The sequence below is a fragment of the Lactobacillus johnsonii genome (genome assembly GCF_013487865.1).
GTDB classification, from domain to species: Bacteria; Bacillota; Bacilli; order Lactobacillales; family Lactobacillaceae; genus Lactobacillus; species Lactobacillus johnsonii_A.
Genome location: NZ_CP047409.1, coordinates 1,375,084 through 1,391,670 on the forward strand (window position 1 = coordinate 1,375,084; position 16,587 = coordinate 1,391,670).

Annotated in this window: 12 protein-coding genes; 2 read left to right on the forward strand and 10 right to left on the reverse strand. The window is 34.8% G+C overall.

Features of this window, described 5'->3' with window-relative positions; translation table 11 throughout:
• Positions 1-19: 19 nt before the first annotated feature.
• Positions 20-1,051 (reverse strand): sugar-binding transcriptional regulator, encoded by a 1,032-nt coding sequence (locus tag GTO82_RS06545; RefSeq protein ID WP_004897703.1) that lies wholly within the window; start codon positions 1,049-1,051, stop codon positions 20-22.
• A 436-nt stretch (positions 1,052-1,487) separates the two neighbouring features.
• On the opposite strand from GTO82_RS06545, the gene GTO82_RS06550 reads away from it, so the two are divergent.
• Together GTO82_RS06550 and clpP are read left to right on the forward strand one after the other, a co-directional pair.
• Positions 1,488-2,936, forward strand: a complete 1,449-nt coding sequence (locus GTO82_RS06550) for an APC family permease (RefSeq protein WP_180872952.1) — start codon at positions 1,488-1,490, stop codon at positions 2,934-2,936.
• 140 nt (positions 2,937-3,076) lie between these two features.
• Entirely contained in the window at positions 3,077-3,664 is a 588-nt protein-coding gene (clpP, locus tag GTO82_RS06555) for an ATP-dependent Clp endopeptidase proteolytic subunit ClpP (RefSeq protein WP_003647009.1), read from the forward strand.
• 48 nt (positions 3,665-3,712) lie between these two features.
• Here the strand turns inward: clpP and whiA are convergent, their stop codons facing one another.
• The 9 genes from whiA to GTO82_RS06600 all read right to left on the reverse strand — a co-directional run bounded on the left by whiA (position 3,713) and on the right by GTO82_RS06600 (position 16,585).
• Positions 3,713-4,654 carry a DNA-binding protein WhiA gene (gene whiA / locus GTO82_RS06560; RefSeq protein WP_180872953.1) on the reverse strand — a complete coding sequence of 314 codons (942 nt, stop codon included), beginning with the start codon at positions 4,652-4,654 and terminating at the stop codon, positions 3,713-3,715.
• A gap of 3 nt (positions 4,655-4,657) precedes the next feature.
• Entirely contained in the window at positions 4,658-5,695 is a 1,038-nt protein-coding gene (locus GTO82_RS06565; protein ID WP_004897706.1) for a gluconeogenesis factor YvcK family protein, read from the reverse strand.
• 10 nt (positions 5,696-5,705) lie between these two features.
• A complete protein-coding gene (gene rapZ, locus GTO82_RS06570; RefSeq protein ID WP_180872954.1) occupies positions 5,706-6,581 on the reverse strand; it encodes an RNase adapter RapZ in 876 nt (291 codons plus the stop codon).
• 111 nt (positions 6,582-6,692) lie between these two features.
• On the reverse strand, positions 6,693-7,232 hold the full coding sequence (locus GTO82_RS06575) for an HdeD family acid-resistance protein (RefSeq protein WP_004893923.1): 540 nt from the start codon (positions 7,230-7,232) through the stop codon (positions 6,693-6,695).
• Positions 7,233-7,281: 49 nt separating this feature from the next.
• Positions 7,282-10,149, reverse strand: a complete 2,868-nt coding sequence (uvrA, locus tag GTO82_RS06580) for an excinuclease ABC subunit UvrA (RefSeq protein ID WP_180872955.1) — start codon at positions 10,147-10,149, stop codon at positions 7,282-7,284.
• Positions 10,150-10,163: 14 nt separating this feature from the next.
• Positions 10,164-12,179: an excinuclease ABC subunit UvrB gene (gene uvrB, locus GTO82_RS06585; protein ID WP_180872956.1), complete on the reverse strand. Its 2,016-nt coding sequence runs from the start codon at positions 12,177-12,179 to the stop codon at positions 10,164-10,166.
• Positions 12,180-12,277: 98 nt separating this feature from the next.
• Positions 12,278-14,002, reverse strand: coding sequence for a phospho-sugar mutase (locus GTO82_RS06590; RefSeq protein WP_180872957.1), 1,725 nt, complete (start codon positions 14,000-14,002; stop codon positions 12,278-12,280).
• A 126-nt stretch (positions 14,003-14,128) separates the two neighbouring features.
• Positions 14,129-15,115, reverse strand: coding sequence for an aldose epimerase family protein (locus tag GTO82_RS06595; RefSeq protein WP_180872958.1), 987 nt, complete (start codon positions 15,113-15,115; stop codon positions 14,129-14,131).
• The gene (locus GTO82_RS06600) at positions 15,116-16,585 is read right to left on the reverse strand and encodes a UDP-glucose--hexose-1-phosphate uridylyltransferase (protein ID WP_180872959.1); all 1,470 of its coding nucleotides are present in this window, start codon (positions 16,583-16,585) and stop codon (positions 15,116-15,118) included.
• Between the last annotated feature and the right edge of the window lie 2 nt (positions 16,586-16,587).

Consider the following 16,587-nt stretch of genomic DNA (forward strand, 5'->3'; position numbering starts at 1 on the left):
AATTTATTTTAAACGGGAATTACTTCCCCTTTAAAACCAAGTTTGAGGCTCCTTCATCCGTGATTAACCACGTTTGTTTAGGAGCATGATGCATGTAAGCTACAATTGCAGAAGCTTTACTAGCCCCAGCAGCAATTGCAAATACATGGGGTATTTTATCTAAGTCTTCTAATTGAAGACCGATCCGTGGGATACGTTTTACAAGTCTACCTTGTTGGTCAAAGAAATACCCAAAACATTCGGCCACAGCTCCATCATTTCGAAGCTTGGAACTAGTCATTACATCTAAGCCACGTCTTTTTGACATGACATCTGCTCTACCAATTCCATGTATCACCATATCACTATTATAAATGTTTGAAATCGCATTCGCAATATCTGTGTCTTGAAGCAATAAAGTCAAGGCCTCAGATGAAACATTTTCGGGTAAATATAACCCTTTATGTTTTCCACCTGTCTCAGATGCCATCATCTGAGCAACAGTATTACTCTGGATTTCAACGCTTTCTCCAACTGCTCCTCTTCCGGGAACAAATAACAAATCCCGATAGCGGCTTAATTTAGGAGAAAGATGATGGGCTACTCCCGCCACAGTAGTACCACCTAAAACAGTAATAATACTTTTTCCTAATGGTAAAAGTAAATCAAGCGCAGAGTTAAGTTGTTCACCCATTAAGTCAACAACGCGCTCTTGTCGATCCATGTCACCAGGAACAATAATAGCTCGATCGATCCCTAATTTTTGTGCCAATTCAATTTCAGTTTGACTAGCATTAAACAAACGATCGATTAAAGGAGCAGCTTCCTTTAAAGTTCTCTTTCCTTTATCAGTTAATTCCATACCGTAGCTCTGGATATTAATGAGTCCTAACTGCCGCAGATAATCAGTTTCAGTTCGCACATTGCGCTCGCTTAATCCTAATTTTTTAGCAACAACTCTTCGCCCAACTGGAGCTAACAGCGAAATCTGTTCAAGAACAAGAAAACGTTGCCGAATTATTTTTAAAACATCAGGAACTAAGCTTTGCAACAAGGTTAAATCCGAGTCCATTGCTCGCTCCCTCTATTGGGTCAAAAATGATACCACCATATGACGGTAAGCGACCCAAAAAGCTTAAAAATATTAGAGAGACGCGAATTAACTATATTTCAATTCACATTTCTCTCTCGACAGTTTTTAGTATAGCAATATCTTTTTTTAAATTCAAGATATATCATTCAGAATAATTAATTTGTACTTTCTATATTTTCTGATATACTTATTTTAGTTTGTCGTGCCCTTAGTGTAATGGATCGCACGTAAGATTCCGGTTCTTAAAATCTGAGTTCGACTCTCAGGGGGCGCATAATAGAAACAGCCAGCATTTGCTGGCTGTTTTTTCATAATTTAATTACTCGGTTTATTTAGAAATAACCTATCATTTGTAAGCATTTTCGTTATAATTAAAATTGGTGTTAATTATGTACATAGACAGAAAGGTTATTTTATGATCGAAGAAGAAAAAAAGTCTAATGCCAAAAAAATGCTTTGGCCTACACTGGCAATGATGGCATTTTCAACTGTTTGGGGCTTTGGCAATGTTGTAAACGGTTATGTTTACTTCGACGGTACTAAAGTTGTTTTCAGCTGGGTTCTAATGTTTTTGCTCTATTTTGTTCCGTATGCATTAATGGTTGGAGAATTGGGAGCTACCTTTAAAAATGCAAATGGTGGTGTCTCATCTTGGGTCAATGCAACCATGGGTGCAAAATGGGCATATTATGCCGGATGGACCTATTGGGCTTGTCACGTCGTTTATATTTCAAGTAAGGGTACGGGTGGCTTAAGAGCGATGGCTTGGGGTATTTTTGGAAATACCAAATGGTATGATGGTCTTCCAACAGCGTGGACGCAACTTGCCACTTTAGTAGTTTTTCTATTTTTCTGCTGGGTCACTAGTAAAGGAATTCCAGTTCTTAAGAGTTTAGCTACTATTGCTGGATCCTCAATGTTTATCATGTCTATTTTGTTTATCATTATGATGTTTGCTGCTCCAGCAATTAATCCTCACGCAAGATATTATTCAATTAACTTTAATTGGAAAAGTTTAATGCCAACATTCAATCTTAAGTATTTAACTTCTCTTTCAATTCTAGTTTTTGCTGTTGGTGGATGTGAAAAAATATCTCCTTATGTAAATAAAGTTAAAGACCCTTCAAAAAACTTCCCGAAAGCAATGATGGCTCTTGCTATTATGGTTATGATTTCTGCTATTTTAGGAACATTTGCCATGGCTTTGATGTTTGATCCTAAAGTTGTTAACAATAATTTAAATGAATATATTTCAAACGGTGCTTATATGGCATTCCAACGTTTAGGTGAATATTACCATGTTGGTGGCTTGTTTATGTATATCTATTCATGGTGTAACGTTATTGGCCAATTTTCTACCTTGGTTATTAGTATCGATGCTCCACTTAGAATGTTATTAGGCAGTAAAGAAGCCAAAAACTTCATCCCTAAGAAACTACTTAAAGTTAATAAATATGGAGCATATATCAATGGTATTTGGATGGTTGTTATCCTTTCCGGTGGTTTAATTGCAGCTCAAGCTTTACTACCAGATGCACAAGCTGTTATGGCGCAATTAGTTAAATTAAATTCCACTACAATGCCAATGCGTTATTTATGGGTATTTGCAGCCTATATCGCTCTTAGAAAGCAACAAACAAAATTTGATACTTCTTATCAAATGACAAAGAATCAAGGGCTTGCATACACTGCGGGAATTTGGTGTTTCATTGTAACAGCTGCATGCTGTGTTTTAGGAATTTATTCTCCTGATCCCTTTACACTTTTCCTTAATATTATTACTCCAATTATTTTGATTGCTTTAGGATTGATTTTACCGGCAATCAAGAAAAGAGAAGATGGTAATAATCCATTAATGGATTAATTACAAATGGCCGATATAAAAGTATATCGGTCATTTTTTCTACATAAAATTAAGCTTCATCAGTTGACATGATTAAAAGTAAGTGATTTAATTAGCACTGTACTTATTAGAGTGCTAATTTTGTTTAGGAGGTAAAATTAATGCTCGTACCTACAGTTATTGAACAAACCGCACGTGGTGAACGTGCTTACGACATTTATTCAAGATTATTAAAAGATAGAATCATTATGCTTAGTGGTGAAATTAATGACCAAATGGCTAATTCCATCATTGCTCAACTTTTATTCTTAGATGCACAAGATAACACTAAAGATATTTCTCTTTACATTAATTCTCCAGGTGGTGTTATTACCTCTGGATTAGCAATCATGGATACAATGAACTTCATCAAGTCAGATGTATCTACAATTGCCATTGGTATGGCTGCTTCTATGGCTTCCATTCTTTTAACTAGTGGAACTAAAGGTAAACGTTTTGCATTACCAAACTCAACAGTTCTTATTCACCAACCATTAGGTGGTGCACAAGGTCAACAAACTGACATTCAAATTGCAGCTAATGAAATTTTGAAGAGTCGTAAAAAACTTAACCAAATTTTACATGAAACCACAGGTCAACCTCTTGATAAGATCCTTAAGGATACTGAACGCGACAATTACTTGTCTGCTGAAGAAGCTAAAGACTATGGTTTAATCGATGAAATTTTGGTAAATCAAAAGAAAGACTAATTTTGTCAGACAAAAATAGAGCTCACATAGTGAGCTCTATTTTTTTATTTAATTTTCTTCCTTTAACTGTTTCGCTATTTCACGAATTTTTTGAAAACGATGATTAACCCCTGACTTTGAGATTGGCCCATCAGGTACTTGCGCTGCAACTTCCTTAAGAGAAAGTTCGGGATGCGATAACCTAAAACGAGCTAATACAGTTAATTTTTCAGGTAAATTTTCTAAGCCAAATTTTTCTTCAATCAATTGAATATCTTCAACTTGTTTAGCTGCCGCATTCGCAGTTTTTTTTAGGTTAGCTGTATCGCAGTTCACTAAACGATTTACGGAATTACGCATATCACGCATAATTCTCAGATCTTCAAAAGCTAGCATTGCGTTCACTGCACCAACTATATGGAGAAAATCACCAATTTTTTCTGCTTCTTTTAAATAGACGATATAGCCACTTCGTCTCCTAGTTTCTTTTGCATTTAAATAAAAGAAATTGTTCATTAACTTTAATAGATCTTGATTGTGATCTTCATAAAGAGAATAAATCTCTAAATGATAGCGACTAGTTTCTGGATTATTTACACTTCCAGATGCTAAAAAAGCTCCTCTTAAATAGGACATTGCTCTTTGTTCCGAAGACATAATCTTTTCAGGAATTCCCGTAATAAGACCATTATTACTATCAAAAATTTCTAAGTCAGTTAGAATTTCATGAACTTGTTTTTGAAGTCTAACTAAATACTGATAATTTTTCTTTAATTTCATCTTCTTAGAAACAATTAATAGAGGTTCAATTCCATAAGCAGTCTTAATAAGAGAAAATATTCTCCTTGCAATCGCTGGATTTTCAGTTGTAATATCCAAACTAAATTGATGATCGTGCAGGCTAAGTACTCCGTTCATTCGCAAAAAAGCTGCTAATTCTGCCTTAGCGTGTTCGGGATGAACTGGCAGACTTGTAAGTTCTTTTTTTACATCACTTGCGTATGAAACCATTAACTAGTCCTGTTCCTTCTGTCTTCGACAATATGCTTCAAAAGCTAAATTCAAAATTTCATCAGCTACTTTTTTTCCATCATGAAAAACCAATCCACTATGTTGATCGATAAAGTCAGCTGTAATTACTCGACAATCTTGAGCCCTCAATCCGGCAAAATCATTCCTTACTGGTTCAAGATAAGCATCATAATCAGCTGGGTTAAATTTAGTCATATCAATCTTAGCGCCGTTAACCAAAGCTGTATTAATATAATGGCCTCCTAAGTGGTCATTAATAACTTGCACATGCTCAGCTGCTGTAAAATGATCTGTTTCACCTTGCTGGGTCATAATATTACAAATATAAATTACTTCAGCTTTAGTTTGTCTTACAGCATCCCCTAAATTAGAAATCATCAAATTAGGTAAAATCGATGTAAATAAACTACCCGGTCCTAAAACTACTGCGTCTGCTTGCATAATAGCTGCTAAAACTGGCAACACAGCTTTAGGTTCTTCATCTGAGTCAGTATCGGTAACCCAGACACGTTTAATCCTCTTGTCTTTTGATGTGATTTCTGTTTCTCCTGATTCAGTTGTTCCATCGACAAATTCCGCATTTAAAGTCAAAGGCTCATTCGAAGCAGGAAAGATTCTTCCATCAATTCGCATCATTCTAGATAGGGATTGAACAGCATCAAAAATATTTCCCTGCATTTCATCTAAGGCAGCAATAATTAGATTTCCAATTGCATGACCTGCAAAAAATGAGTCAGATGAATTAAATCGATATTGAAAAATATCTTTTTCTTCTTGTGGTAAATCAGATAAAGAAACCAATACATTTCTTATATCCCCTGGTGGCACCACATTAATATAATCTCTAATTGCACCGGACGATCCGCCATCATCAGCCACAGTAACAATAGCTGTTATATCAGCGTTTTGCTCTTTTAAAGCATTCAAAATCACAGGTAAACCTGTCCCTCCGCCAATAACAACAATTTTAGGGCGACGTCCACGAATGACACGTACAATTTTATTTTCTCCGTACGCCATCTCCGCTCCTTTATTGTCCAATATAACGACTAATCTCTCGGTGAGAAATATCAACAGGATATTTTTTAGCTAAATCAACTGCTAATTGGCGTGCAATTGAAACGCTTCTGTGCTGACCACCTGTACAACCAATTGCAATAGTTAATTTTTCTTTTCCTTCAGCAATATATCCTGGAATAGCCGTCTCCAACATATCTAAAAACTTAACATAAAACTCTTTAGTTTCTTTCTTGCTCATTACATAATCAAAAACTCGACGATCTAAACCAGTAAATGGTTTAAGTTGAGGAATGTAGAATGGATTCGGCAAAAATCTTACATCCATCACAATATCTGCATCAATTGGAATACCATATTTAAATCCAAAACTCATTACCTCAATTGAAAATGTCCGAGTTCGATTGTCTCCAAACTTATCTACTAATTTTGTCTTTAATTCTTTAGTAGAAAGATGAGAAGTATCAATAATTATATTTGAAATGTTTTTTGTTCTTGATAAGATATTTCTTTCTTCTTGAATTCCATCAAGCAATCGACCTGTATGAGCCAAAGGGGGCAAACGTCTTGTTTCTTTATATCTAGACACTAAGACATCATCTGAAGCATCTAAAAACAAGACTGTTGACTGAACATTTTGACTATCTTCCAAAGACTTGATTTCATCAACCAAATCTTTATAAAAACTCTTTACTCTCAAGTCAACAACTACTGCTGCCTTACTAAAATCCGAAGAATTGTTAATTAATTCCCAGAAACTTCCCAATAATTCTGGTGGTAAATTATCTACCACGAAATATCCCATATCTTCTAATGCTTTAATTGCCACAGTTTTACCCGCGCCACTCATGCCAGTAACAATCAATAATTGTTTCTTTTGTTCAGCCATAATTATCCCTCCTTAATCGATATTATAACATACCGGGTGTTCCATTTTTGAAATAAAATAAAAAGTCGTCATCTTTGGAAACGTCTCCAATGATATACGACTTTTTTAATTTTATCTGTGCATCCATGAAACAAAAATTTCATTGATTCCAAATACCATTAACCAAAATGCTACTAAGTAAACTAAAGTAATAGCGGCTAACATTGGGTTAAATAGTAAAGCAAAAGCAATAATTAAACTAATGATGTTTAAAATTAAGCAAAGAACAAAGTAACCAGTTGAATATTCACGTAAGTGCCATGAGAAAATAATCCCAATAATCGAATCAGCTAAGAACCAAATAGCAAATAAAATAGCTAAAGTTAATCCCCCAATTTCACGTGAACATAGGAACAAAACACCAATTACAATATCAATAATTGCAGAAATTATTGTTACCCAGCTCAAATCAAAAATATTATGAAATTTAACATATGCTGAAATCCAAATTAGACCTTGTAAGATTGATAAAATACCAAATACAAATACAAATGCTTGTAAACCACGACCAGGGTAGCGTAATAACAAGAACGATGCTATAACAAACAAAATCCCTGCTATAAATGAGCCCCAATCAAAGCCTTGATGTCTAGAATTATAAATGTCGTTCATTTTTATATCCTCCCAGATAATATTCTACACTTAATTTTCTAAAACACCATTAACTTTCTCCTTGCTCCTTTTTATTATTTATCATTTGCTTAGTTAACTCAGTATCTCTTTCAAGGACAGGTTTTAAATATTGGCCAGTATAACTTTCTTTTACTTGAGCAACTTCTTCTGGAGTACCAGTAGCCACAACTTGTCCACCGCCATCTCCTCCTTCAGGCCCCAAATCTATTAGCCAATCTGCATTTTTAATGACGTCTAAGTTATGTTCAATAATTAAAACGGTATTTCCTTCATCAACTAAGCGTTGCAGTACCTCTAACAGACGTTTAATGTCATCAGTGTGCAACCCAGTAGTAGGTTCATCTAAGATATAGAAATTATTCCCAGTAGAAAGTTTTTGTAATTCAGAAGCTAACTTCATTCTTTGTGCTTCCCCACCAGACAGAGTAGTTGCTGATTGTCCTAACTTTACATATCCTAATCCTACATCAACAATTGTTTGTAACTTACGATGAATTTTTGGAATATTTTCAAAGAATTTGCATGCTTCATTAATTGTCATGTTTAAAACTTGAGAAATATTTTTTTCACGGTAGGTTACTTCCAAAGTTTCTGAGTTATATCTTGTTCCGTGACAAACCTCACAAGGAACATACACATCAGGCAGGAAATTCATTTCTATCTTAATGATTCCATCTCCATGACATGCTTCGCATCGACCTCCCTTAACGTTAAAAGAAAATCTAGCCTTGGTATATCCACGCATTTTTGCTTCATTAGTCTGTGCAAATAAAGTACGGATATCATCAAATACACTAGTATATGTGGCTGGATTACTGCGTGGAGTTCGTCCAATAGGACTTTGATCAATATCTATAATTTTTTCGATATTTTTATATCCCTTAATTGACTCATATTTACCGGGCTTTGCAGAATTATTATTTAACTTCTGTGCTAAAGCACGTTTCAAAATCAAGTTAACTAATGTTGATTTTCCGGACCCTGATACTCCGGTTACAACAACTAATTTACCTAAAGGAAAATCAACAGAAATATCTTTTAAATTATTTTCTTTTGCACCAGTAACAGTTATTTTTTTACCGTTACCCTTTCTTCGCTCTAGAGGAACTGGAACAATCTTTTTACCAGACAAATACTCTCCAGTTAAAGAATGTGGATTCTCCATTACTTCTTCAGGTGTACCAGCAGCCATCACCTTTCCGCCGTATACTCCTGCTCCAGGTCCCATATCAACTAAGTAATCAGCTTGTTTCATGGTCTCATCATCATGTTCTACTACAATTAGTGAATTTTCAAGATCTCTCATTTTCTTAAGAGAAGAAATAAGTCGATCATTATCACGCTGATGAAGTCCAATCGATGGTTCATCTAGAATATACATGACTCCTGATAAATTAGAACCAATTTGAGTTGCTAGTCTAATTCTTTGCGCTTCTCCACCAGATAGAGTGCCAGCAGAACGAGATAGAGTAAGATAGTCTAAACCAACATTAATTAGAAATGTTAAGCGATCCCGTACTTCTTTCAAAATCGGTTTAGCAATCATTTCTTCTTGTTCACTTAATTTAACTGAATTGAAAAATTCTAATGCTTTTGCAATAGAAAGATCAGATGCTTCAGCAATATCTTTACCATTTACTTTCACTGCTAAAGCTTTTTCATTTAATCTTTTACCATGACAAGTTGAACAAGTAAGTTCAGTCATATACTTACCCATTGCATCCCGCATGAATTTAGACATTGGATGATGATATCGACGATTGATATTATTTAAAATTCCTTCAAATTCTTGAACTGTATCGTTTACTCCAAAATCTCCTTCAAGATGGAATTTAATTTTCTTTCCTTTAGATCCATTTAAAATTAAATCTTTTTGTCTTTTAGTTAATTTTTTATATGGTTTATCTAAAGGTATTTTCAAGGCTGTACAAGCTTGTTCTAACATAGCCGTATAGTACTTAGAATTAGCCCATGGAACTAAGGCTCCATCATTTAATGACTTATCCTTATCAGGAATTACCAAATCTTCATCTACAGATAGCTTCATCCCTAGTCCATCACAATCAGGACAAGCTCCAAAAGGTGCATTAAATGAAAATAACCGTGGTTCCATTTCACCAACAGTAAAACCACAAATCGGACAAGCATAGTATTCTGAAAAATTAATGCGTTCGCCCTTAATTACATCAACATCCATGTAACCATCAGCTAAACGAAGGGCTGCTTCTACCGAATCAAATAACCGACTACGAATATTTTCTTTAACAACTAAACGATCTACAACAATATCAATACTGTGTCGCTTGTTTTTATCTAACTCAAACTCATCAGTAATTTCATGCATTTCGCCATCTACAATTACCCGTACATACCCTGCACGCTGAATTCGCTTAAATACCTCTTTATGTTCTCCTCTTTTAGACCGGATAACTGGAGCTAAAATTTGAATTCTACTTCTTTCAGGCAAATCCATTACTCGATCTACCATTTGATCTACACTTTGTCTTTCAATTAAAGTTCCATCATTTGGACAAATTGGATGACCTACACGAGCCCATAATAAACGTAAATAATCGTTAATTTCTGTTACAGTTCCAACTGTTGAGCGCGGATTATGTGATGTTGTCTTTTGATCAATTGAGATTGCGGGATTTAATCCATCAATTGAGTCAACATCAGCTTTATCCATTTGTCCTAAAAATTGTCTAGCATAACTTGATAACGATTCCACATATCGTCTTCTACCTTCAGCGTATAAGGTATCAAATGCCAGTGAACTTTTTCCAGAACCTGATAAACCAGTAATAACCACTAATTTATCTTTTGGAATTGATAAACTTATATCTTTTAAATTATGTTCCCGTGCTCCGTGAATAACAATCTTATCATTTGCCATTTAACTATCCTCCTCTACTTTTTCTTTTCATGCACCTGTTTTTTTAAGTCCATAATTGCATCACGCAAGTTAGCTGCTTCTTCAAAGTCCAGTTTCTTAGCAGCTTCCCGCATTTGTGCAGTTAGAGTCTTAATCATATTTTGTTTTTGTTTCTTAGTCAATTCATCAAAGTTTAAGTCAGCAAAACTTTCCTTATTCTCTTTATCCTCACTATCTTTAGTGATAGAAATTACATCTCTAATTGGTTTAACGATAGTTTTAGGAGTAATGCCATGCTCTTTGTTGAACTTCATTTGTAGACTACGTCTTCTCTCCGTAGCATCAATTGCTTCACGCATTGAATCAGTAATCGAATCAGCATACATAATTACCTTACCATTTGAATTTCTAGCAGCCCGACCAATTGTTTGAACTAAAGGTCTGGTAGAACGGAGAAAACCTTCTTTATCAGCATCCAGAATTGCAACTAGAGAGACTTCAGGTACATCAATACCTTCTCTCAAAAGATTAATCCCTATCAGTACATCAAATTTTCCTAGTCTTAAATCTCTAATAATTTCAAGACGTTCTAAAGTTTTAATATCAGAATGTAGATACCGTACTTTTATTCCCAAATCTTTCAAATAGTCGGTTAAGTCTTCCGCCATTTTCTTAGTTAAAGTTGTAACAAAAACGCGCTCATCACGTTCAATACGCTTATTAACTTCACCAACTAAATCATCAATCTGTCCCTTAATTGGTCTAACTTCAATTTCGGGGTCAAGCAATCCAGTAGGACGGATAATTTGTTCAACCTTATGATCAGTTTGATTAAGTTCATAATCACCAGGGGTGGCTGATACATACATGATTTGATTTACATGTTTTTCAAACTCTTCTAATTTTAAAGGTCGGTTATCTAAAGCAGATGGAAGTCTAAAACCATAATCAATTAAGGTTTGCTTACGTGCTCTATCTCCATTGTACATTGCCTTTAATTCTGGCATGGTGGCATGTGATTCATCAATTAAAATTAAGAAGTCATCAGGGAAGAAATCTAACAAAGTATGTGGTGGTTGGCCAGCTTTCCGTCCTTCCATGTGTCTAGAATAGTTTTCAATTCCATTAGTGTAGCCAACTTCACTCATCATTTCCATATCATAAGTGGTTCTTTGTTTAATTCGTTGAGCTTCTAAAAGTTTTCCTTCCCCTTCAAACTTTTTCACCTGAATATTCATTTCATCTTTAATTGAGGCCAAAGCTCTTTCCATAATTTGTTCATTAGTAACAAAGTGAGTGGCTGGGAAAATAGAAACTTGTTCCCGCTCTCCAATTACTTCACCGGTCAAAGAATCCACTTCAACAATTCGGTCAATCTCATCACCAAAAAATTCAATTCTAAATGCATGATCAGAATATCCCGCTGGAAAAATTTCTACTACGTCACCACGTACTCTAAAGCGTCCACGCTGAAAATCAATATCATTACGATCATATTGAATATTAACTAAATCTCGCAATAACACATCTCGACTAATCTCTTGACCTTCAGATAAGGAGACTACACTAGCCGCATATTCTCTTGGATCACCTAAACCATAAATACATGATACTGAAGCTACAACAATTACATCATTTCTCGACATTAAATCACTAGTGGTCTTATGACGCAATTGATCAATTTCATCATTAATTGATGAATCTTTCTCAATATAAGTATCAGATTGTGGTACATAAGCTTCCGGTTGATAGTAATCATAATAAGACACAAAATAGTCCACGGCATTCTTAGGAAAAAATTCTTTAAATTCACCATACAGTTGACCAACTAAAGTTTTATTATGAGAAATTACTAAAGTTGGCTTATTTAACTTAGCTATTACATTCGCCATAGTAAAAGTCTTACCGGTTCCAGTAGCACCTTCAAGGATTTGTGCTTTTTCTCCTTGCTCAAATCCATCAGTCAACTTTTTAATTGCTTGTTCTTGATCTCCTGCTGGTTGAAATTTAGAGACAAGTTCAAATTTTTTATTTTTTTGTCGTCTAATCATTTTTCTTCCTCCGCAAAAAAAGTTGGACTAAAATAGCCCAACTTCTATATAACGTATTTATTTTACTACAGCGAACGTATTTTCGCACTATTTTTGCATTACTTTAATAAATTAGCTAATGCATCTTGATACTCTTCTGCGGCCTTTTCTGCAGTTTCAATATCTTTCTTATTTACTCCAACATAAGCCTTAATTACAGGTTCAGTTCCTGATGGACGAAGAGCAACCCAAGTTTCATCATCTAAGAAGTACTTCAAAACATTAGACTTAGGAAAACCAGCTAATGGAGTTTTCTTTCCATCTTCAATGGTTTCTTGGGTTTCGAAGTCTTGAATCTTAACAACTTTTGCACCATTAATTTCAGTTAAATGTTCTTTACGTAACTTACTCATTAATTCAGCCATCTTCTTTTGACCACCAATACCGGGCATTTCGATAGCCTTAGTAATTTCGTAAGCTACACCATATTTTTGCCAGATTTCTTGTAATCCATCAAAAACAGTCATTCCTTTAGATGCATAGTAACTTGCTACTTCGGCAAACATTAGTGCACCTTGCATAGCATCCTTGTCTCTTGCGAATGGCTTGAATAAGTAACCGTAACTTTCTTCAAATCCCATCAAGAATTTACCGTCATTTTCTTTATTCATTCGGTCAACTTCTTCACCAATGTACTTGAATCCAGTTAGCACATGCTTAGTTTTAATACGGAAATCATCAGCAATCTTAAATGGAAGTGCACTTGAAACTACTGAAGTTACTAATTCATAGTCGGATGAAAGAGTTCCGTTTTCCTTCATATGAACTAATAAGTAATAGGCCATTAATGTAGCAATTTGATTACCAGTTAAAACTTGGAAATCACCATCTGATTTTCTAACAGCAGCACCCATTCTATCGGCATCTGGGTCAGTCGCAATAATAACATTTGCATTAACTTCATTAGCTAGTTTAAATCCTGGTTCAAATACATCACGGTATTCTGGGTTAGGTTTGATAGTTGTAGGGAATTCTGGATCAATGATGGATTGACTTGGAACTGGAATCACATTGTCAAAACCACCTTGTCTGAAGGCGCGATCATACAGCATCTTTCCAGTACCATGTAGTGGAGTATAGATAATCTTTAATTTATCAGCATTAGCCTTAACCATTTCAGGACCAACAGTAACATCCTTTAAACGAGCTAAGTATGCTTCATCTACATCTTCACCAATCAATTGTAGCGTGCCATTAACCCGTAGTTCTTCCACGGGAGCAGCTTTAACGCTAAAAATGTCATCAACTTTTTGAGCATAAGCAAACAAGCGATCTGCATTTTCTGGCGCCATCTGAGCACCGTCTTCACCATAAACCTTATAACCATTATATTGTTTAGCATTATGTGAAGCAGTGATGTTAATTCCAGCAAAGGTATTTAAGTGACGGACAGCAAATGATAATTCAGGAGTTGGTCTCAAATCATCAAATAAGTATACATGAATTCCATGTGCACCTAAAATACGAGCTGCGTGTTCGGCGAATTCTCTTGAGTGATAACGTGAATCAAAAGAAATTGCAACGCCACGTTTCTTAGCTTCTTCACCATTTTCATCAATTAGTCTTGCAAGACCTTCGGTTACTCTTCCCACAGTAAACAAATTAATTCTGTTTGTACCAGGTTCAAGTCTACCTCTCATCCCGGCAGTACCAAAATTAATATCTTGTCCGAAAGCATCTTCAATCCACTTTTCATCTTTACCTAGATCATTTAATTGATCTTTTAAATAATCAGGTAAATTATTTGCATTAGTCCATTGACTATAAATTTCTTTTGCGTTCATAATTTCCCCTTTACGTAAATTTTATGGTTTCATCTGCTATTTTAACGCAACTCATTGTGAAATTGCTATCATATAACCATAAAATTTTTCTATGCATCAAAGATACTTATGACCCTTACTTTATAATCACTTGAAATTCCAGTTGATTTTACGTTCAAACTTTTCATAAGGAAGTAACGTAATCTCTCCTAAATCGGCTCCCTCCGCAGGTGGACATTGGGCTTCTAATGTAATTCCATCATACTGTCCAATATTATTTGCAACACCAGTATGATTAAAGTGATTAGCTGTATACATCACAATTGCAGGTGCATTCGTAGTCATAATCATTTGATGATTTTTTGATGTTAAGATTGCAGCCGGCTGCATTCCATTTAAGATAAAAGGATGATCTAAACCATTACGCAATTTAATTTGATCATCATCACTGTTTAAAGCTAGAGAAATTTTCTTTTTCTTTCTAAAGTCAAAAGGAGTATTTTTGACATTTTTCATCCCTTGATTCGGTAAGCCATCTTCACCAACAGGCAAGTAATAGTCAGCTGCAAGTTGTAGTTCTAAGTCAGCTGCTTTTTCTCCTAAATTAAAATAAGTATGATTAGCTGGATTAAAAATTGTTAATTGGTCACTTACAGCCGTAAGTATATAAGTTAGGTTGTTCTCATTATCTAACTTATAACGAGCATGTAATTTCATATTACCCGGATAGTCATTAGTACCATCTACGTCAAAAAGGAAAAAGTCAACTTGAGCTTCTTGATCAGAATTTTTTAGCTTAAAATTCCAAATCTTCATGTCAGTTCCACGGCCTCCATGAATATGATTTTTTCCATCATTTTGAGGTAATTGCTGGATCTGTCTTCCATGTTTCCATTGTCCTAGACGAACGCGACCACAAATCCGACCAACTGTCCCACCTAAAAAATTTCTTTCTTTTGAATAATCTTCTGGACTATTCAAAGTCAAGATCATATTCTCCTGATTCAATAAGATTTTCTCTAAAGTGGCGCCATAATTGAGAAGATTAACCTGCACTCCATGATCATTTTCAAGGCTGATCTCACACAAATCTTGGCTATCTTTACGTCCATACTTTTTAAAACTATTTTTCATTTACCTATCTACCTCGCTTATCAAAGCATCAGTAAACTTTTGCCAACCTATTTCTCCATCTCTATTATTCTTAAAAACACCCGCACACTCGAGTACTCGATCAAATATTTCAACTAAAGCTTGCTGTAAAACCTGGTCAACATTTTCTTTGGTAATCTGAGAATCTGTTTTCAGTTTTCTAGCCCAATCAAGGTGACTATCAGCTATTTGATTATCTTGATTAAGTAAATACTTCTTAACTTCCTCTAATTCTCCTTTAAGTCTTCCGGGTAAAATTGCTCTACCCATTACTTCGATTAAACCAATGTTTTCTTTTTTAATGTGCCAAAGTTCAGCATGTGGGTGGAAAATTCCTAATGGATATTCATCACTAGTATTATTATCACGAAGAACTAAATCTAAAATAAAACTTTCTCCCTCACGGTGCATGATTGGCGTAACAGTATGATGTTTACTATTACCTTCAAAAGCTTTAATTTGACGAGCTGGATCGCTATAATGATCCCAAAAATCAATAATTTTACTCCCTAAATCAATTAGATCTAATGAATTTTTACTAATCAAGCGTAGATCACTCATTGGCCAATCAACTATACCAGCCTTAACTTCAGGATATTTTTCAAAATAAATCTCTTTTTTAATTTTAGCCTTCATCATTGGAAAAATATGACGTCCACCTTGGTAATGTTCATGGGCTAGCATTGAACCACCAACAATTGGTAAGTCTGCATTTGAACCAACAAAATATTCAGGCAGCTGCTTTTCAATATCAACTAAATTAATTAAAGTTTGTTGATTAATAATCATTGGGATATGCTTTTGATCTAAGAAAATACAATGCTCATTAAAATAGGCATACGGTGAATATTGAAAGCCCCAAGGTCGACCTCCGATCATCATCCGGATTATTCGCAAATTGCTGCGCGCATTTTTTCCATATCCACCTAGATACCCTTCATTTTCTAAACACAGTGCACATTTGGGGTACTTGTTTTCCACATTATGAGCTGCAGCTGCGATTGCTTTAGGATCTTTTTCAGGTTTTGAAAGATTAATTGTTATTTCCAATTCATGATTCTTAGAGCTCTTTCCAGAAAAAACAATATTTTTAGCAATAGCTTCTTTTTTAACATAATTATTGTCAACACAAAGTCGATAAAACCAATCAGTTGCAGTCTTAGGCGACTTTTGCATCTTTTCCCAGAAAATTTCATTTACCTTTGAAGGTGCTGGTATTTTTAAATCATATAATTCATCATTCAAAACTTCACGTGAGGTAATATCATCAGGGATTTTTTTTTGATCTACAGCTATTTGCACAAGTTGCTTTACAGGAGATAGATTTTCATCATATTCTTCATCTTCATCTCCTACCAAAGCCTTAATTTTATTAACTAGGTAAACATAATCTAATTCTTTATACGTTCCACTATCAATCACTTCATGCGCAAATTTTTCAATAACTTTCATTT